Raw genomic sequence first — 19622 nt, 5'->3', positions numbered from 1 at the left:
CTGATCGACCGGATCCATGCCGGGATCGACGCGCAGGGCTTTGGCCTCTGGGCTGCAGAACGGCGCGCGGACGGGCGCCTGGCGGGGATGATCGGCCTGTCCCGGGTGGCGGCGGGCGATCTGCCCCTCGGCCCCTGCGTGGAGATCGGCTGGCGCCTGCATCCCGACCTCTGGGGCCAGGGCCTCGCCAGCGAGGGCGCCCGGGCGGCCCTGGACTGGGGATTCGGCCCGGGGGCCCTTACGGAGATCGTGGCCTTCACGGCGCAGACCAACCTGGCCTCCCAGGCGGTCATGCGCCGGATCGGGATGGTCCCCGACCCGGCGCTGGACTTCGACCATCCGCGCCTGACGCCGGATCATCCCCTGCGCCGGCACGTGGTCTGGACGGCGAGGCACGAGCCCTGAGACAAAGGCCGGTTGAAGCGGTCAGGGCAGCGCTGAAGGGGTGTGATGACCGCTCCCCTGACCCCCTCCGTCCCGGGGCCTTGGCCCCGGTCCACCTCCCCCTGGGGGGAGGAATTACACAGCCAATTGCTCCCCCAAGGGGGAACTGTCGGCGAAGCCGACTGAGGGGGTCAACGGCGACTCCGTTGCCCCCTCCGCCGCGTTGGGTGAGCCACCTCCCACCTGGGGGAGGCATGACATATCCATTGCCCCTGCTCCGGGCGAAACCCGGTGAGCAGGCCCTATGGGTTCAAAACCTAGCGTAGGACCGTCAGGCCGTTGCGGATGACGGTGACGTTGCGGGCCTTGACCCGGGCCTCGAACGAGATGTTCTTGCCGTCCTTCCAGATATCGACCGTGATCACGTCTCCCGGGAAGACCGGCGAGGAGAACCGGGCCTGATGCGAATAGATCTGGTCGGGGTCAAACCCGGTCACCGCCTGGAGCACGGCCCGGCAGGTGATGCCATAGGTGCACAGGCCGTGCAGGATCGGCCGATCGAAACCGGCCTTCTTCGCCACCCCGGGGTCGGAATGGAGCGGATTGCGGTCGCCGTTCAGGCGGTAGATCAGGGCCTGGTCCTCGCGGGTGGAGAAGTCGACCGAGATGTCGGGTGCCCGGCTCGGTACCGCATGGGGCTCGGGAGCGCCTTCCGATGGGCCGCCAAAGCCGCCGTCGCCCCGGGCAAAGGTCGATCCAGTCAGGGTGGCGACCTTCTCGCCCGTCTCGTCGGTCCAGACCGTCTCGTTGATGATCACCGCGCCCTTGCCCTCGCCCTTGTCGTAGGCACCGACAGTGCGGCCTTCGGCGGTGAAGGTCCCGCTGGTCGACAGGGGCTTGTGGAGCTCGACCTTCTGCTCGCCGTGGACGACCATCAGGAAGTTGATCTGGCTGGGCCGGTGGCCGGCGGGCATTTCCGGGGCGGGACCTGATGCCCCGCGCAGGGCGGCTGCCAGCACGGTTGCGGCGGTCGGTACGACCTTCAGTCCGTTTTCGTAGACGAAGGCCAGCTCGGTCTCGTCCATGGGGTCCTGACCCAGGCCGATGCCAAGGGCGTAGAGCATCACGTCCTTGTCGCCATAGGAAAATGTCCGCGGGGCGGTGCGCTGCTGAAGGATGTCCGGATAAAAGATGGCCATGAAATCGTTTCCTCTCCATGGGCGGGTGCGCCGCCCGTTCTTATGGATCGATTGAAGCGGCTTGGCCCCGCCGGCGCAAGCTGCAGCGGTGCCGATTTGCCGCCAATCCTGCAATCGGTTAGAAGCGGCGACCTTCGCAGCAGAGGCCCTGCCCCTGCTACATCCTGAACACGCCCTCCAGACTGCAGGCATCCCATGGCGACCCCCACCACGATCTCCCGCGGCGGCCAGATTTCCGGCACCGTCCTCTTTTACAACAAGCCGGAGCCGCTCTCCCCCGAGCTACACAAGGGCCTGGGCGTCAAGCGCCTGGATGGCCCCTTCAGCTTCGCGCGAACCGGCCACGCCGTACCGTTGACAGTGACCGAGTTCAGCATTGCTTGCCTGACCTATCCGATCATCTTCGTGGGCGAGGAAAAGACGCCCCTGGCGGTGATGGGGTTGAATGCCGAGCAGAACATGTTCCTGCGGGAGGATGGCCTGTTCGACCCCGGGATCTACGTTCCGGCCTATATCCGCCGCTATCCCTTCGTCTTCGCCAATGACGATGCCGCCCAGCAGTCGATCCTGTGCATCGACCGTTCCGCGGAGTTCGTCGTCGAGGGCGGCGACCTGCCCTTCTTCAATTCGGACGGCACGCCCAGCGAGTACACCCAGAACTGCATCGAGTTCTGCAACAACTACGAGATCGAGCGGCAGAAGACGATGAGCTTCATCCAGCTCCTCAAGGAACTCGACATCTTCGAAGTCAAAACCGCGACGCACACGCCGATAAACGAAGACGGCACGGCGGGGGAACCCCAGCAGATCGCCGAGTACTTCGGCATCTCCGAGGCCAAGCTCAATGCCCTGCCGCACGATAAGCTGGCCGAGCTTCGCGACAACGGCGCCCTTCAGCAGATCTACGCTCACCTGATCAGCCTGTTTGGCTGGGACCGGTTGGTGGCCCTGCAGATCTTCAAGATGTCCGAGGCCCAGGTCCTGGCCGCAGGCCAGGCGATCTAGCGCGCGAAGACGGAGCGGGTCAGGCAGGAGAAGACCAGCCGGCCCGCCTCGTCCAGCAGGTCATGCTGGGCGATGATTATGCCCTTGCCCTCGCCCACCGGGTCCTTGCCCATGATGGTCATGCGCCCGCGCAGCATCTCCCCTGCAGGGGGGTTGCGCACCCACCGCAGGGCATCCACGCCCAATCGCTTGGTCTGCGGCCAGCCGACCGTGGCGACCGCGTCGAGCCGGCTCCAGATGGCGTAGACCATGGCGTCCGGGGCGCCTCGCTCGGCGGGCCACCCCGGGGCGAAGGCCTCGATGAACTCTTCCAGCGCCCGGGTGTCGACGCGGACGTCGCCCAGGGCCACCACCCGCCCGATCTCGATCTCGTCAAACCTGCCCGGCACGCACGGCTCTCCCTCATCGCGGTTACCACTGACCGGGATCATGGCCGCAGGACGGACTGAAATCGACCCCCTGTGTCCGAAGCCCGCCGATTGCCATAATGGGGTGTGGACCCATATTAGACGCGGCCCCGGTCTGCGCGGCCCTTGGGGAAGCCTATGTTCAACAGATTGGTTGCCGGCCTGGTCGCCCTGGTCGCCCTGTCGGTCCTGCCCCCGTCACCTAGCCTCGCGGCCCCGGTCCGGTCAGGACACCTCGAGTCGGAACTGGTTTCCGCCTCCCGCGGGGTGTCGCCGGGCGGCGAGGTCCGCCTGGCCCTTCGCCAGAAGATCGACAAGGACTGGCACACCTACTGGCGCAACTCCGGGGATTCCGGCGCGCCGACGGAACTGGCCTGGACGCTTCCGCCGGGCGGGTCCGCAGGAGAACTCGTCTGGGCGCCGCCCGCCCGGACCCTCGTCGGCCCGCTGATGAACTATGGCTATTCCGGCGAGGTTCTCCTGCCGGTGACGGTCCGGGTGCCCGCCAGCGCCCGGCCCGGCGGTCAGGTGACTCTCCTGGCCAAGGCCGCCTTCCTCGTCTGCTCGGACGTCTGCATCCCCGAGGACGCAAATCTTTCCATCACCCTCGATGTGGTCTCCGGCCCGGCCCCTGCCGATCCTGTCTGGGGCCCGAGGATCGAGGCCGCCCTCGCCGCCGCGCCCCGGCCCGGTCAGGTCCAGGCCGTCCTCGCAACCGGACCCTCGGGCCTGCGACTGGCCGCCACGGGCGCGCCGATTGCCGGGGGCACCGCCCGGGCGGTCTACTTCTTCCCCTATGTGGGGGGTGTCATCGACCATGCGGCCCCCCAGGCCCTCGACCGGGGCCCGGAGGGGCTGACCCTCACCCTGAAGCCGGCCCCGGACGCCGCTGCGCCCACCAGCCTCTCCGGCGTCCTTGAGGTCGACGGCAAGGTCTACGAGGTCGACGCCCGGCCAGGTCCCATCCCCGCAGGCGCCTTGGGCCTTGGCCCGCCCCCCGCCGCTGCCAAGGCGACCGGCGGCGGCGGCGGTCTCCTGGGTGCCATCGCCTTCGCCTTCCTGGGCGGTCTCATCCTCAACCTCATGCCCTGCGTCTTCCCGATCCTGGCCATGAAGGCCGCCTCCCTGGCCGGGCATGGCCATGATCGTCGCGCTTCACGTTTCCAGGGCCTGGCCTTCCTCGCCGGGGTGATGGCCACCTTCCTCGGACTTGCGGCCCTGCTCCTGGTCGTACGGGCCGGCGGGGCCGCTGTGGGCTGGGGCTTCCAACTGCAATCGCCACCTGTGGTCTCCGCCCTCGCCCTGCTGATGCTGGCGGTGGGCCTCAACATGTCGGGCCTGTTCGAGATCGGGTCCTCCCTGCAGGGGATCGGCGCCGGCGCGGCCTCCCGGGGTGGTGGACTGGGGGCCTTCCTGACGGGCGCCCTCGCCGTTGTCGTCGCTGCACCCTGCACCGCGCCCTTCATGGCACCGGCCCTGGGTTGGGCCATGACCCAGCCGCCCGCCGCCTCGCTTGCGGTCTTCGCGGGCCTGGGCCTCGGCTTTGCAGCACCCTTCACCCTTGCCGCCATGGCGCCGGGACTATTGTCGCGCCTTCCCCGACCGGGTCCGTGGATGGAGACCTTCAGGCGGGTCCTGGCCTTCCCGATGTACGGCGCGGCTGGATGGCTGGCGTGGGTCCTCGCCGTTCAGGCGGGCTCGGACCTTTTGGCGCGCCTCCTGGCTGCAGCCGTCGCCCTGGCCTTCGCCTGCTGGCTCGCCGGTCTCGCCCAGGCCCGCTCTGCCCAGGGCCGGCCCGCGGGCCTCCAGGGGCTCGCCGCCCTGCTTATCGCCGTCCTCGCGGTCGCCGGTGCGGTCTGGCCCGGTGCCGCCGAGACCTCGGGTCCTGCCGGGTCCGGCGTATCCGGCGGTCTGGCCCACGAAGCCTATTCGCCCGAGCGCCTCGCGGCCCTGCGGGCCGAAGGCAAGGCCGTCTTCGTCGACTATACCGCCGCCTGGTGCGTCACCTGCCAGGTGAACGAGCGGGTCGCCTTTTCCACCCCAACGGCCGTGAACGCCTTCAAGTCCAGCGGTACGGTTTATCTTGTGGCGGACTGGACCCGGCGCGACAGTGTCATCGCGGCGGACCTGGCCCGGTTCGGCCGGGCGGGGGTTCCCCTCTACCTCGTCTATCCCGCCGGGGGTGGCGAGCCGAAGATCCTGCCCCAGCTCCTGACCCCGGACATCGTCGCCCGGGCCGTGAAGGAAGCCGCCAAGGGGTGAACACCATGACCGATCCCTGGGAGGCGCTCGCCGTCTCGGCGGCGGCGGACCCGCCCCTGCGTCGGCTTTTCGATATCGAGCCTGACAGGGTCCATGGCCTGACATTCGAAGCCTGCGGCCTTGCCCTCGACCTGTCCAAGCAGCCCTGGTCGCAGGCCACCTTCGCCCGCGCCCTGGACCTGGTCGCCGCCGCCGATCTTCCAGCCGCCCGCCAGGGTCTGTTTGCTGGCGAGCCGGTGAACGCCTCGGAAGGCCGGGCCGTGCTCCACATGGCCCTGCGCGCGCCGGAGGCCGGGCCCTGGACGGCCCTTGGCCAGGATGTCACCGACGAGGTCCGCTCCGCCCGGGACCGCATCCTCGCCTTCGCCGAGGAGGTCCGCGGGAAGGGCGAGATCGACGCCGTCCTGCATATCGGCATCGGCGGCTCGGACCTTGGGCCGCGTCTCGTCTGGGAGGCCCTGGCTCCGGTCGCCCCCGGGATTGACCTGCGTTTCGCCGCCAATGTCGATCCGTCCGAGATCACCGCCGCCCTCGCCGGCCTGGATCCGGCCCGGACCCTGGTGATGGTCGTCTCCAAGACCTTCACCACCCAGGAGACCCTGTTCAACGCCCGCGCCGCCCGCGCCTGGCTGGAGACGGCGCCGGGGGCGGGGTCCCGCCTCGTCGCCGTCACTGCCGCCCCGGAGGCTGCCGCCGCCTTTGGCGTCGCCCCAGAGCGTCTCTTCCCCTTCGCAGACTGGGTCGGGGGACGCTTCTCCCTGTGGTCGGCGGTGGGCCTGTCCTGCGCCATCGCCCTGGGGCCTGAGGCCTTTTCGGGCCTGCTTAGGGGTGCCGCGGCCATGGACGCCCACTTCCGCCAGGCCCCGGCCGGTGAGAACCTGCCCGTGGTCCTGGCCCTGGCTCATGTCTTCAACCGGGACATCCTCGGCCGCCCGGCCCGCGCGGTGGTTCCCTATGCCCGCCGCCTCAGGCTCCTGCCGGCCTTCCTTCAGCAGCTGGAGATGGAGTCCAATGGCAAGCGCGTGGGCCGCGACGGGCGTCCCGTCGCCCGGCCGACCGCCGGCGTGGTGTTCGGCGAGCCGGGCACCAACGGCCAGCACGCCTTCTTCCAGGCCCTGCACCAGGGGACCGACGTCATCCCCCTGGATATCCTCGCCGTCCGCCAGCCGGTGGAGGGGGACCCGGCCGCCCACCGCGCCCTCCTGGCCAACGCCGTGGCCCAGGCGGAGGCCCTGATGGCCGGACGGACCGAGGCCGAGGCCCTTCAGGCCGCTGGCGGCGATCCCGTGCTCGCCGCCCAGAGGGCCTTTCCCGGCGACCGGCCCTCAGGCTTCCTTTTGATGGAGCGGCTGGACCCGCCGACCCTCGGTGCCCTCCTGGCCCTGTTCGAGCACAAGGTCTTTGTCGAGGGTCTCCTGTGGGGGCTCAACAGCTTCGACCAGTGGGGTGTGGAGCTGGGCAAGGTACTGGCGGCGCGCATCCTTCCCGAGCTGGAGGGCGGCCCGGCTGGGATGCACGATCCCTCTACCGAGGCCCTGATCGCCCGCCTGCGCAGCGACTGAGTCCCGCGACGGGTTTACGCCTCCGGCGCCTCCGCTACAGTGATGGGAGAGGGGTGGCCAGCGCCCCCGCTGGAGGAGACACAAGGCCCATGTATCTCGCCGACCACGCGCGCCTGACCCCTGACAAGCCGGCCCTGATCTCGGCGGACACCGGCAGGGTCGTGACCTTCGCCCAGCTCGACGAGCGCGCCCTGAGGATAGCCAACCTGTTCCGTGACCGGGGCCTGAAGCGCGGCGACCACGTGGCCCTGCTGATGGAAAACAACCTCGCCTTCATGGATACAGTCTGGGCCTGCTTCCGATCCGGCCTCTACATCACCACCATCAACCGCTACCTGCCGGCAGACGAGACCGCCTACATCGTCAATGACTGCGGCGCGAAGGTCCTGGTCAGTTCCTTCGCCAAGCGCGAGATCGCCGAGGGCCTGGCCGACCTGATCCCGGCCTGTCCGATCCGCCTGATGGTCGATGGCGTCATCCCGGGCTGGGAATCCTACGAGGCCGCCCGCGATGGCGCCTCGCCTGCCCCCCTCGACAGGGAGTGGGTGGGCGACTCCATGCTCTACAGCTCGGGCACAACGGGCCGTCCCAAGGGCATCCTGCGCCCCCTGCCGGAGGTGAGCCCCGCCGAGGCCTTCGCCCTGCGGCAGCAGGCGAACCGCTACGAATTCAGCCCCGAGACCGTTTACCTGTCACCAGCGCCCCTCTACCACGCCGCCCCCCTGGCCTACGTGGTCACCGTCCAGTCCTTCGGTGGGACGGTGGTGATGATGGAGCGCTTCGACGCCGAGCGGTCCCTCGAACTCATCCAGGACTACCGGGTTACCCATTCCCAATGGGTGCCCACCATGTTCGTGCGCATGCTCAAGCTGCCGGAAGAGGCCCGCCGGGCCTTCGACGTCTCCAGCCTGCGGGTCGCCATCCACGCCGCGGCGCCCTGCCCGGTGGAGGTCAAGCGTCAGATGATCGACTGGTGGGGGCCGGTCCTCTACGAATACTACGCGGGCACCGAAGGGTCGGGCTCGACCTTCATCGACAGCGAGGACTGGCTGAAGCACCCCGGCTCGGTGGGCCGTGCGGCGGTGGGCGTCCTGCATGTCTGCGACGAGGCGGGAAACGACCTGCCTCCCGGTGAGACGGGGCTGGTCTATTTCGAACGCGAAATCCCCACCTTCGAGTACCACAACGACCCCGAGAAGACCCGGTCCGCCCGCCATCCACTCCATCCCGGCTGGAACGCCCTGGGTGACGTCGGCCACCTGGATCCGGACGGCTATCTCTATCTCACCGACCGCAAGGCCTTCATGATCATCTCTGGCGGGGTGAACATCTATCCCCAGGCCATCGAGGACGCCCTGATTACCCATCCCAAGGTCGCCGATGTGGCGGTCTTCGGGGTGCCCGACCCCGAGATGGGCGAGGCGGTCAAGGCGGTGATTGAGCCGGCCCCCGGCGTGGCGCCCACCGAGGCGCTCGCTGCGGAGCTCATGCAGTACGCCCGTGAGCACCTGGCCCACTACATGGCACCGCGTTCCCTCGACTTCATCGAGGAAATGCCCCGCCTGCCTACGGGCAAGCTCTACAAACGCATCCTCCGCGACGCCTACTGGCAGGGCGATCGCAAGATCTGACGTCAAAAGGAAAGACCCCCATGCAGGACCTCGCGGGAAAGACCGCCTTCATCACCGGCGGGGCCAGTGGCCTCGGCCTGGCCATGGCGCACGCCTTCGGCGCTGCGGGCATGAATGTAATGCTCGCCGATATCGAGGCCGAGCCCCTGGCCCGTGCCGTGGCCGAGCTTGAGGCCCGGCAGGTGCGCGTCGCCGCCGTCCAGTGCGATGTCACCGACCGCGCTGCCCTGGTCGCCGCCGCCCGGGAAACGGTCTCCGCCTTCGGCAAGGTCCACGTCTTGTGCAACAACGCCGGTGTCGGCTCCGGCGGTCCCGTGGACGAGGTAAAGCCCTCCGACTGGGACTGGACCTTCCAGGTCAACCTCATGGGGGTGATCTACGGCTTGGAGGCCTTCCTGCCCCACATCCGCGCTCACGGCGAGGGCGGGGCCATCATCAATACCGCCTCCATGGCCGGCCACATATCGCCTCCGGGCATGGAGGCCTACAGCGCCTCCAAGTTCGCGGTGGTGGCCCTGACCGAGGGCTGGGCGGCCCAGCTGGCGGCCGAGAACATCCAGGTCCAGGTCCTCTGCCCGGGCTTCGTGCGCACCGGCATCAACCAGTCGGGACGCAACCGCCCGGCGAAGTTCGGCGGTCCCCAGATGCGGGAAATCGTCCCGGACGACCGGGTCGCCAATGGCATTGATCCGGCCCGGGTCGGCGCCCGGGTGCTGGAGGCCCTGCAGGCCGGCGACCTCTACATCTTCACCCATCCGGACATGCGCCCCTTCGTCCAGATGCGGTTCCAGAAGATCATGGAGGGGTTCGATTCCGCCGATCACAGTACCGCCCTGTCCGGCCTGGAATACCGTACGCCGGACCTCAACCTCCTGCCCTGATCCCCGTCCGTCCGGCCCCCGGGGCTGGACGGCCCGGCGGCGATGGGCTAGGGACCCGGCCCATGTTCCGTCAGGTTCATCATCACGGCCTCCACCATCCGACCTGTGAAAGCGGGAGCGGGCGAGTGCGTTCGGCCTGATCGAACCTCCGGCGCCGGCCCCCGCGCATTGCGGACGGGCCCGGCCGGCGGCTCCGTCCCTGGCAAACCCAAGGGATAGGAAATGACCACCTCCACGACTGACATCGTCCCCGACGGGGAGACGCCCCGCCCCGAAACCCGACCTGAGGCCCGCGCCCCCCGCGGCTTCATGGACCGGCGCGCCCGCGACCTTGCCGCCGAGCGCCGCATCCTGACCCGTGTTTCCGAGGTCTACGAGCGTTACGGCTTTGAGGCCCTCGACACGGGCGCCCTGGAGTATGCCGACGCCCTGGGCAAGTTCCTGCCCGACGCTGACCGCCCAAATGAGGGCGTGTTCGCCCTGCAGGACGACGACGACCAGTGGATGGCCCTGCGCTACGACCTCACCGCGCCCCTGGCCCGGTTCGTCGCCCAGAACCGCGAGGTCCTGACCAAGCCCTTCCGCCGCTATGCCTTTGGCCCGGTCTGGCGGAACGAGAAGCCCGGCCCGGGCCGGTTCCGCGAATTCACCCAGTGCGATGCCGATACGGTGGGTTCGGCCCGGCCCGAGGCCGACGCCGAGATCATCGCCATGGCCGCCGAGGGCCTGGCTGCCGCCGGCCTGCCCGAGGGCGGCTACGTCCTGCGGATCAATAACCGACGGCTCCTGAACGGCCTCCTCGAACGGGCCGGCGTGGCCGACGAAGGCCAGAAGCTCGCCGTCCTTCGGGCGGTGGACAAGCTGGACCGGCTGGGTCCCGAGGGGGTTGGCCTGCTGCTGGGCGAGGGCCGCCGCGACGAGTCCGGCGCCTTCACCCGCGGGGCGGGGCTGGCCACCGCCGCCGTCGACTCCGTCCTGGCCTTCACTGCTGCCGGGGCCGGGGACCGGGCCGAGACCCTGCGACGGATCGCCGAGGTGATTGGCGGCTCGGCCGAGGGCGACGCTGGCCTTGCGGAACTGGCGGGCATAGACAAGGCCCTGGCCAGCATGGGCGTCGGCGCGGACCGGGCGGTCTTCGATCCGTCAGTGGTCCGAGGGCTAGAGTACTACACCGGCGCCGTCTTCGAGGCCGAGCTACGGCTGGAGACCCTGGACGAGAAGGGCCAGCCCGCTCGCTTCGGTTCGGTGGGCGGCGGGGGCCGGTACGACGACCTGATCGCCCGCTTCACTGGCGAACGCACTCCTGCCACGGGTTTCTCCTTCGGCGTCTCCCGCCTTGCAGCCGCCCTGCGCGCCGCCGGCCAGGACGCCAGCCAGCAGGCGAGGGGCCCGGTGGTGGTCATCGCCTTCTCCCCCGATGACATGGGCGCCTATTTCGCCGTGGCCGCCGAGCTGCGGGCTGCGGGGATCGCTGCCGAGGTCTACCTGGGCGGCTCAGGCATGAAGGCCCAGATGAAGTACGCCGATCGCCGGCTCTCGCCCGCGGCCGTCATCCTCGGGGGTGACGAGATCGCCGCGGGAACCGTCACGGTGAAGGACCTGGACCTCGGCCGCGCCCTGGCCTCCGACGTCACCGACAACGCCGCCTGGCGGGCAGATCGACCTGGCCAGCAGACGGTCCCCCGGGACCAGGTGGTCTCCGTCGTACGACGCATCCTCGGAGACGCGCCGTGATCCAGGAGCCGCCCTTCCCCGCCGATCGCCTTGAGGCCCTGCGCGCGCCCTTCCGCGAGACCGGTGCCATCTGGGTCCAGCCACCGGTGTTACAGCCCCTGTCCCTGGTGCTTGACCTCGCCGGAGAGGCCCTTCGCTCCCGGCTCTTCGTCCTGCAGGCGGCCGCCGGCCAGGAGGTCTGCCTGCGTCCCGACTTCACCACCCCTGTCGCGCGCCTGCACCTGGCCTCGGGCGCGACCGGAGGCAACTATGCTTATGAGGGCCTGGTCTTCCGCGCCTCCGAGGACGAGGCGGAGGAAGTCCTGCAGATCGGGATCGAGCGGTTCGCAGCCGCCAGCGACCGGCCCGCCAGAGCAGGTCCACCAGTTCGGCATCGTCGGCGGGCCGCCAAGGCAGGAGGGCGCGGCGATCTCTCCCTCCGGTTGGGCGACGCGGGCCTGTTTGGCGCCTTCTTGGACGCGCTGGGCCTTCACCCGGCCCAGGCCTCGCGGCTGACCCGCAGGGTTGGGCGCCCCTCCCGGCTCGCCGCGGAGCTGGAGCGGAACGGACAGGCGGAGGATCGGTCCGGAGCGGGGGAGGGCGTCCTGTCCGGACGCCTCGCCGCCCTGCCCCCGGGAGAGGCTTCCGCCCTCCTCGAGGAAGTCTGGACCCTCGCCGGGATCACCCCGGTCGGAGGCCGCACCGCCACAGAGATCGCAGCCCGCCTGGTCACCCGCTCGGACGCCTCCCGCGCGCCGGCCCTGTCGCCCGGACAGGTCGAGGCGGTCCGGGCCTACCTGTCCGTCAGCGGGCCCCCACGGGCGGCGTTGGCGCAGATTTCAGGCCTGGCATCCCCCGCCGCCGCCCTTCGGGCGCACCTGGCGGACTGGGAGCGCCGACTGGACCGGATCGAGGCCGCCTCGGCGGGCGCCGCGCCGGCCGTCTTCGATGCCGCGCCCCCAGGCGATTTCGCCTATTACGATGGCCTCGTGATCGAGATCGTGTCGGAAGCCCTCGGCCCGGCGCGGCCCGTCGCGGTGGGTGGGCGCTATGACAGCCTGCCGGCCCGGCTCTCCGGCGGGTCCAACGGCGGCGGATCGGCGCTCGGAGGTATGATCCGGCCGGGCCGGGCCCTTGTGGAGGTGGGACAATGAGCGACCCCCTGATCCTGGCCATACCGTCCAAGGGACGCCTCAAGGACCAGGTCGAAGCCTGGCTCCAGGACTGCAGCCTCGGCCTCGACATGAGCGGGGGCGATCGCGGCTACAGGGCGCGCCTGCGCGGTGCCGACGGCGTCCAGGTCCGCCTGCTCTCGGCCGGCGATATCGCCGAGGCCCTTGTGGCCGGGGACGTCCACCTGGGCGTCACCGGTGAGGACCTCCTCGGGGAACAGGGGCCGGGGTCCGCCGAGGCGACCCTTCTGCTCCGTCCCCTGGGCTTCGGCCGGGCCGACCTCGTGGTCGCTGCCCCCCGCAGCTGGCTCGACGTGTCCGTCATGTGCGACCTGGAGGACGTGGCCCATGAGCGACTGGTCCGGACCGGCCGCCGGCTGAGGGTGGCGACCAAGTACTTGGCCCAGACCCGTGAATTCTTCGCCCGCCACGGAATCGCCGACTACCGGATCGTGGAGTCGGGGGGTGCCACCGAAGGCGCCCCGGCCGCCGGGATCGCCGACATCATCGTCGACATCACCACGACGGGGGCCACCCTCCAGGCCAATGACCTGAAGATCCTGGAGGACGGTGTCATCCTGAGGAGCCAGGCCCACCTCGCCGCTGGCCTTCGGGCGGACTGGACCCCGGGGGGGCTCGCTGCCGCCGAGTCGCTGATCCGGATCTTCGAGGCCCGGGCTGCCGCCCACGCCTCGGCCACCCTCATCTGGCCCGGCGGCGACGACGATCCGATCCTGCCCGAACTTGAGGCCCTGGGGGCCGTCCGCCGGCCCAACGGGCTTCTCGCACCTCTGGCGCTGGTCCCCCGGATTGCGGAGCGTCTGACTTCGGCGGGACGGGGTCCGGTTACCGCCTCCCGGCCGGACTTCGTCTTCGAGACGGCCTGTCCGCCTTGGGACGGGCTCCGGGCCGCTCTGGAAAAAACTGACAAACGAGTCAGATAAACCCGGGTCTGTCTCCAACGGCTGGCCTTGAATTAGGGCAGTGGTTGACAGGGTCCCGAATTTGGCCTCAATTCGTCTTAATCGAGAGACACGACGGCATTCGACCATCGATCTCCGGCGTTTCGGGGAGGAAACGCCCTTCTAGATTCGGAGCTGCAGAGCTCAAACAACCCGCCGCAAGGCGGGTTGTTTTTTGCCCGCCCTCAGTATCTTGACGGAGTTGTCAGTTTCGGGGGGTTGTCGCCAGACCCGGGCTCGGCCACTGCCGCCCGCAGGGGTTGCGTGCGGTTCCTGTCGCCAGACCGCTGCGAAAGCCCCGAAACCGCCAGTCCGTCTTTAGCTGGAGCCCCCATGTCCATGCCAAGTCCCAGGGTCGTCATCGTCGGTGCCGGCCCGGCAGGTCTCATGGCCGCTGAGATGCTCGCCCGCGGCGGGGCCCGGGTCGTGGTGCACGAACGCATGCCCAGTCCGGCGCGGCGCCTGCTGATGGCCGGGCGCGGAGGTCTCAACCTGACCCACTCCGAGGGCCTGACCGAGATGATCGCCCGTTACGCCGGCCGGTCGGGGACCCTCGCCCCCCTGCTGGAGGCCTTTCCGCCGCAGGCCTTGCGCGACTGGGCCGAAGGCCTGGGCCAGGACACCTTCGTCGGCTCCAGCGGCCGGGTGTTTCCACGCCGCCTGAAGGCCTCGCCCCTTGTCCGGGCCTGGCTGGCCCGGCTTGACAGCCTGGGCGTGGAGCTTCGGCTTCGCTCAACCTGGACGGGCTGGGACGGGGAGGGCCGACCCACCTTCCGCCAGGCCGGGGGCGAGGACACCCCCGAGGCGGCCGACGCCCTGCTGCTTTCCATGGGGGGCGCAAGCTGGCCCCGGCTGGGCGCGGACGGCGCCTGGGTTACGACCCTTGCCGCGGCGGGCGTGGCGTCTTCGCCCCTGCGGCCTGCCAACTGCGGATTCGTCGCAGACTTCAGCCCGTCTTTTCCCGGCGACCATGCAGGTCGTCCCCTAAAGGGTGTCGAGGTCCGGTTCGCCGGGCGCGCGGTGCGAGGCGAGGTGATGCTGACCCGGCAGGGGATCGAGGGCGGCGCCGTCTACGCCCTTTCGGCCGCCCTCCGGGACGCGGTGGAGACGAGGGGCGAGGCCATCGTCGAGATCGACCTCAGGCCAGGCCGCAGCCCCGAAGATCTTGTCGCCAGGCTGGCGCGTACCGACCGGAAGGCCAGCCTCTCAAACCGCCTCCGCAAGGCCTTGGCCCTGTCGCCGCAAGAGATCGGGCTCCTCCGCGAAGCGGGGCCGCCCACCTCGGACCTGGAAGTCCTGGCGGCCCGCATCCGATCGATTCCCCTGCGCCTGGTTGCGACCACGGGGCTGGAACGCGCTATCTCCACCGCCGGCGGTGTCCGGTTCGAGGATCTCGACCCGGGCCTTCAACTCCGGACCCGGCCGGGGGTCTGGATCGCCGGGGAGATGCTCGACTGGGAGGCGCCCACGGGGGGCTATCTCCTGCAGGCCGTCTTCGCCACAGGCGTCCACGCCGCCCGGGACATCCTCTCCCAGCGGGGATGAACCCCTACCAGATTCGGGCCCGTGTCTCCGGGGGCAGGTACATGCCGTCCCCCGGCTTCACACCGAAGGCCCGGTAGAAGGCGTCGACATTGCGCATCGGGACGTTGACGCGCGCCCGGGGTGGCGAATGGGGATCGGTCGACAAAAGCTGGCGGGCCCTGTCCTCCCGCACCTTGGAGCGCCAGACCTGGGCCCATCCGTAGAACACCCTCTGCTCTCCGGTGAGCCCATCGATCACCGGGGCTGGCGCACCCTTCAGGGAGGTCCGGTAGGCGTCCAGGGCCAGGAGGACCCCGCCCAGGTCGGCGATGTTCTCGCCCATGGTCAGTTCGCTCTTGATGAAGGCGCCGGGCAGGGCCTCGAAGGCGGAGTACTGAGCACCCAGCTTGGTCGCCTCGATGGTGAAGCGCTTGGCGTCCTCGGGGGTCCACCAGTCGGATAGCCGGCCGTCGCCGTCGGACTTTCGGCCCTGGTCGTCGAATCCATGGGTGATCTCATGGCCGATCACACCGCCGATCCCGCCGTAATTGATGGCCATGTCGCCGTTGGGGTCGAAGAAGGGCGGCTGCAGTATGGCCGCCGGGAAGACGATCCCGTTCCGGGTCGAGGAATAGTAAGCGTTTACCGTCGCTGGGGTCATGCCCCACTCCTTCCGGTCGACCGGCTGGTCGAGGCGGGCGACGCGGCGGTTCCAGTCCCACTGGCGCGAGCGGCTGACGTCGCCGAACAGGTCGCCAGGCGTCATCTCCAGCCCGGAATAGTCCCGCCAGGTCTCGGGATAACCGATCATAACATTGAACTTGGACAGCTTCTCGAGCGCCTTGGCCCGCGTCTCGGGGGTCATCCACGAGACGGTCTCGATCCGGCCCCGCATGGCGGTCTTGATGTCGGCGACCAGGCCTTCCATCAGCGCCTTGGACTGCGGGGGGAAGTAGGCAGCCACATAGTCACGGCCCAGGGCCTCTCCCAGCTGGTCGTCCACCAGGGTCACGGCGCGCTTCCAGCGCGGCTGCTGTTGCGGCTGACCGGTCAGCGCCTTGCCGCGGAACTCGAAATTGGCCTGGTCGAAGGCCGGGGCGAGGTAGGGCGCGGCCTCATCGGTCAGGCTCAGGGCCATGTAGGCCTTGAGGGTCGAGAGGGGGGTCTCGGCGAAAATCTTGGCGATCTCGGGGAAGGCGCCCTGTTCCCGCACCACCATCCGCTTGGCCCCGCCCAGGCCTGCAGCCTTGAGGTAGTCCGCCCAGGGGAAGCCAGCGGCGGTCCGGGACAGTCCGGCAAGGTCCGTGGCGTTGTAGGTGCGGTCGCGGTCCCGGCGCTGGGCGCTGGTCCAGGACGCCTTGGCGATCCGGGTCTCGAAGGCCAGGATTGCATCTGCGGATCTGGCGGCATCCGGCCAGCCGGCGAGACCCAGCATGCGCTCTACATAGGCCCGGTACTCTGTCCTCTGTCGCGTGAAACGCGGCTCCAGGTAGTAGTCGCGGTCCGGAAGGTTGAGGCCGGACTGGCCAAGGTAGACGGCGTAGGCCTGCGGGTTGCGGGCGTCATCTGCGACATTGACCGAGAAGATGGATCCGCCAAACCCGCCCGCGGTCTTGCCCATGAGCCGCGCGATGTCCCGCCGGTTGCCGGCCGCGCGGATTTCCGCCAGGGCGGGCTGGATGGGCCGCGCGCCCAGGGCGGTCACGGCCTGCTCGTCCATGAAGTTACGATAGAGGGTCGCCAGGCGCTGGCGGTCAGCCGAGGGCGCCGGATCGGCGGCGGCGGTCTCCAAGACGGCGTGCATCCGGTCCACCGAGAGTTCGCGCAGGCCGTCGAAGGCCCCGAAGCTCGACCGGTCCGCCGGGATGACCAGCCGATCGACATAGGCGCCATTGGCGTGGGCGAAGAAGTCCCCGCCAGCGGGGGTCGCCGGATCGCGTCCGGACATGTCGAAACCCCAGCTGCCCATGCGGGGCGCGCTGAGGTCGGCCGCCAGGGCCGGCGGTGCCAGGGCCGACAGGACGAGGGCGGCGGCCCCAAGGACGAGGCGGTGGCGGGACAGGGACATCAGCAACTCTGGTCTTCGACAGGTCGGGGCGCGAATAATGCCGCTGAACCGAGGCTGCGGCATCCATTTTCTGGCGCCTGGGCGATTCCTGACCGCTCTGATCGAGGACGAAGTTGCGGCGGGGTCGCGCACCCCGGTGTCCTGAGCCATAGTCCGGTCTGACGAGGAGAACCATGGCGCCCCCGGCTCCCGGAGATTTCAAAGACGTCGTCCTGTTCCTGGCGACGGCGGGCATAGTGGTTCCCCTGTTCCGTCGCTGGCGGATCAGCCCGGTGCTGGGCTTCCTCGTGGCGGGCGTCCTGCTCGGACCTTCCGGACTGGGCGCCCTGGGCGCGCGCGCGCCCTGGGTGGCTGAGCTCACCATCAATTCACCCCGGGAACTGGCCCAGCTGGGCGAGCTGGGCGTGGTCTTCCTTATGTTCATGATCGGGCTCGAACTGTCCTGGGCCCGGCTCTGGCTCATGCGACGCTATGTCTTCGGCCTGGGTACCCTGCAGGTCCTCGGCTGCGGGCTGATCGTCGGCCTGACGACCTATCTCCTCGGGGCCTCCCCCGCCGCCTCCGCCGCCGTCGGCGCGGCCATGGCGCTTTCGTCCACCGCCGTGGTCATGCCCATCCTCACGCAGAGTCGTCGCCAGCATGTCCAGGCCGGGCGGATCACCTTCGCTGTGCTCCTGTTCCAGGATCTCGCCGTCGCGCCCATACTGATCACGCTTTCCCTCCTCGGCCGCGAGGACGGCGCGGGCCTGTCGCCCGACTTGCTCCTCAGCTTCGCGCCGGCTGTCGCCGCAGTCGCCGGCCTGGTCGGATTCGGCAGGTTCCTCCTGCGACCCATGATGCGGTCGGTGGCCAAGGCGCGGAGCGAGGAGCTGTTCATGGCCGCCTGCCTCCTGGTGGTCCTGGGGTCCGGCCTGCTGGCGGCGTTCGCCGGCCTCTCCATGGCGCTCGGTGCCTTCGTCGCCGGCCTGCTCCTGGCCGAGACCGAATTCCGCCATGAGGTCGAGCAGGTCATTGAGCCCTTCAAGGGCCTACTGCTCGGGCTCTTCTTTCTCGCCGCCGGGATCGGCCTGGATGTCGGCCTGATTCTCGAGGAGCCCCTCCGGGTCGCTGGGGTCACCTTCGGCCTCATGGGCCTGAACGCCGCCCTGATCTTCGGGCTTGCCAGAGGGTTTGGCCTGAAATGGCGGTCGGCCGTGGAAACCGCCCTGCTCCTGGCGGCCAGCGGGGAATTCGCCTTCGTGATCCTCGGCTCGGCCATGGCCCAGGGACTGGTTCCCGAGGCCCTGGGGCAAAGCCTGCTGGTCTCGGCGACCCTGTCCATGATGTGCATCCCGGCCCTTGCCGCCCTGGGGCTGCGAATTGCCGGCCGCGCCGTCGCCGGCGTCGCCGAGGCTGCTGGCCCCGCGGAGGCCGGGGAAGGGCGAATCCTGCTGGTCGGCTTCGGCCGGGTCGGCCGGCTGGTTGGAGAGATGCTCGACCGGCACGGCCTGCCCTGGTCGGCGATCGACCAGGATGCAGGTGTGGTCGAACAGGGGCGCAGGGCCGGGCACAGCCTCTACTTCGGAGACGCCCTGCGTGCTGGCTTCCTGGAGCGCTGTGGCCTGGATTCGGCCCGGGCCCTCGTCGTTACCGCCGACGCCGACGGGGATGACGTCGGTGCCGTCGAGGCCCTGGTCTCCCTCGTCCGTGACCGCAGGCCGGACCTGATCATCGTCGCGCGGGCGCGGGATAGCCGTCAGGCCCTGCGTTTATATGACCTGGGGGTGAGCGATGCGGTGCCCGAGACGGTGGAGGCCAGCCTCCAGCTGTCAGAGGCGGTCCTGTTGGGCGTCGACCTCCCCGCCGGGCCTGTAATCGCCTCAATCCACGAAAGACGGGACGCCTTCCGGCGGGAACTCAACCCCAGGGATGGATTGCGCTCATGAGGTCCTGGCGGTCCCGGAGCCTTGGGCTTCCCGCTTTCGCTCCCGAAAGCGAAGCGCAAAAACAAGTTAGTGTTGCACTCTCGACACTTCCACGACATGTCGAGGGTGGTATACGAAACGTTAGGTGTCAGAGGTGGCACCTTTGGGCAAGAGAGGGCTCTGATATGAAAATCAAACTTCTGGCTGGGGCGGCTCTTGCCGCTGTCGCCATCGCTTCCGGGGCTTCTGCCCGTGAAGTTGGCTGGTACGGCGCTGTCGACGCTGGCTACCATTGGCCGATGGGCATCGACGGGACGTCGAGCAACAACGCTGCCAATGGCAAGCCCTACGACTGGACGATCAGCTCGGCAGAAGACTGGGCCGGCTTCGCCCGTCTCGGCTACCAGGTGTCCAGCCACTGGCGCGTGGAACTCGAGGGCGGCTACCGCCCCGGCAAGGTGGACTCCGTCCGCGGCGGTGCCAGCAATGCCATCCTCGGCCTCTGCGCCCCCGGCGTAGTCCGTACGACGGCGGCCCCGAACTGCGGTTCGCCCAATGGCGACCTGACGTCGATCACCGGCATGGGCAATGTCCTCTATGACTTCCTGCCGGACTCCGTGTTGAACCCCTTCATCGGCGCGGGTGTCGGCATCAATAACGTCAAGGCTGACACCATCGTGGGCCAGTTCTCGACCATCACCCCGGTCGGCCCCGCGGCCACGGCGGCGAACCCCGCCTGGCAGAACCTGACCATCGACGATAGCGACACCGCCTTCGCTTGGCAGGGCATCGCCGGCGTGGCCTGGGCCGTCACCGACCGCCTGGATGTGGATCTGACCTACCGCTACCTCAGCGGTTCGGACGTGACCTTCGCCTCCAAGGGCACCAACGCCCTGCAGCCCGGCGCCTTCGCCGGCGCTTATGAGGACCAGTCCCTGACCGTGGGCC

15 protein-coding genes are annotated in these 19622 nt (G+C 69.5%); 12 read left to right on the top strand and 3 right to left on the bottom strand.

Annotated elements, in window-relative coordinates; translation table 11 throughout:
• On the top strand, positions 1–405 hold a 405-nt coding region (locus WCJ52_RS04950; RefSeq protein ID WP_336902196.1), incomplete at its 5' end, for a GNAT family N-acetyltransferase.
• Between the two features lie 296 nt (positions 406–701).
• Here WCJ52_RS04950 and WCJ52_RS04945 read toward each other — a convergent pair.
• Complete coding sequence (locus WCJ52_RS04945; protein ID WP_336902195.1) at positions 702–1583, bottom strand: MaoC/PaaZ C-terminal domain-containing protein; 882 nt, start codon at positions 1581–1583, stop codon at positions 702–704.
• A 195-nt stretch (positions 1584–1778) separates the two neighbouring features.
• Between WCJ52_RS04945 and WCJ52_RS04940 the strand changes: the two genes are divergently transcribed.
• On the top strand, positions 1779–2588 hold the full coding sequence (locus WCJ52_RS04940) for a SapC family protein (RefSeq protein ID WP_336902194.1): 810 nt from the start codon (positions 1779–1781) through the stop codon (positions 2586–2588).
• Here WCJ52_RS04940 and WCJ52_RS04935 read toward each other — a convergent pair.
• Positions 2585–2977, bottom strand: coding sequence for an acyl dehydratase (locus tag WCJ52_RS04935; protein ID WP_336902193.1), 393 nt, complete (start codon positions 2975–2977; stop codon positions 2585–2587). The genes WCJ52_RS04940 and WCJ52_RS04935 overlap by 4 nt on opposite strands.
• Before the next feature lie 156 nt (positions 2978–3133).
• Here WCJ52_RS04935 and WCJ52_RS04930 point away from each other — a divergent pair, with 156 nt between their 5' ends.
• The 8 genes from WCJ52_RS04930 to WCJ52_RS04895 all read left to right on the top strand — a co-directional run bounded on the left by WCJ52_RS04930 (position 3134) and on the right by WCJ52_RS04895 (position 14723).
• On the top strand, positions 3134–5257 hold the full coding sequence (locus WCJ52_RS04930) for a thioredoxin family protein (protein WP_336902192.1): 2124 nt from the start codon (positions 3134–3136) through the stop codon (positions 5255–5257).
• A 5-nt stretch (positions 5258–5262) separates the two neighbouring features.
• Positions 5263–6819: a glucose-6-phosphate isomerase gene (pgi, locus tag WCJ52_RS04925; protein ID WP_336902191.1), complete on the top strand. Its 1557-nt coding sequence runs from the start codon at positions 5263–5265 to the stop codon at positions 6817–6819.
• Positions 6820–6908: 89 nt separating this feature from the next.
• A complete protein-coding gene (locus WCJ52_RS04920; protein WP_336902190.1) occupies positions 6909–8450 on the top strand; it encodes an acyl-CoA synthetase in 1542 nt (513 codons plus the stop codon).
• Between the two features lie 20 nt (positions 8451–8470).
• Positions 8471–9331 (top strand): SDR family NAD(P)-dependent oxidoreductase, encoded by an 861-nt coding sequence (locus tag WCJ52_RS04915; protein WP_336902189.1) that lies wholly within the window; start codon positions 8471–8473, stop codon positions 9329–9331.
• Positions 9332–9553: 222 nt separating this feature from the next.
• Positions 9554–11065, top strand: coding sequence for a histidine--tRNA ligase (gene hisS, locus WCJ52_RS04910; RefSeq protein ID WP_336902188.1), 1512 nt, complete (start codon positions 9554–9556; stop codon positions 11063–11065).
• Positions 11062–12198 (top strand): ATP phosphoribosyltransferase regulatory subunit, encoded by a 1137-nt coding sequence (locus WCJ52_RS04905; RefSeq protein ID WP_336902187.1) that lies wholly within the window; start codon positions 11062–11064, stop codon positions 12196–12198. Before hisS ends, WCJ52_RS04905 begins: the two co-directional genes overlap by 4 nt.
• Positions 12195–13160 (top strand): ATP phosphoribosyltransferase, encoded by a 966-nt coding sequence (gene hisG / locus WCJ52_RS04900; protein ID WP_336902186.1) that lies wholly within the window; start codon positions 12195–12197, stop codon positions 13158–13160. The genes WCJ52_RS04905 and hisG overlap by 4 nt, the downstream gene beginning before the upstream one ends.
• A 351-nt stretch (positions 13161–13511) precedes the next feature.
• Positions 13512–14723: a TIGR03862 family flavoprotein gene (locus WCJ52_RS04895; RefSeq protein WP_336902185.1), complete on the top strand. Its 1212-nt coding sequence runs from the start codon at positions 13512–13514 to the stop codon at positions 14721–14723.
• Positions 14724–14727: 4 nt separating this feature from the next.
• Here the strand turns inward: WCJ52_RS04895 and WCJ52_RS04890 are convergent, their stop codons facing one another.
• Entirely contained in the window at positions 14728–16770 is a 2043-nt protein-coding gene (locus tag WCJ52_RS04890) for a M13-type metalloendopeptidase (RefSeq protein WP_336902184.1), read from the bottom strand.
• Between the two features lie 173 nt (positions 16771–16943).
• Here WCJ52_RS04890 and WCJ52_RS04885 point away from each other — a divergent pair, with 173 nt between their 5' ends.
• Both WCJ52_RS04885 and WCJ52_RS04880 read left to right on the top strand, forming a co-directional pair.
• Positions 16944–18695, top strand: a complete 1752-nt coding sequence (locus WCJ52_RS04885; RefSeq protein WP_336902183.1) for a cation:proton antiporter — start codon at positions 16944–16946, stop codon at positions 18693–18695.
• A gap of 164 nt (positions 18696–18859) precedes the next feature.
• On the top strand, positions 18860–19622 hold a 763-nt coding region (locus WCJ52_RS04880), incomplete at its 3' end, for an outer membrane beta-barrel protein (protein ID WP_336902182.1).

The organism is Phenylobacterium sp., from assembly GCF_037138395.1.
Lineage (GTDB): Bacteria > Pseudomonadota > Alphaproteobacteria > Caulobacterales > Caulobacteraceae > Phenylobacterium.
This window is presented reverse-complemented; position numbering and strand designations above follow the sequence as displayed.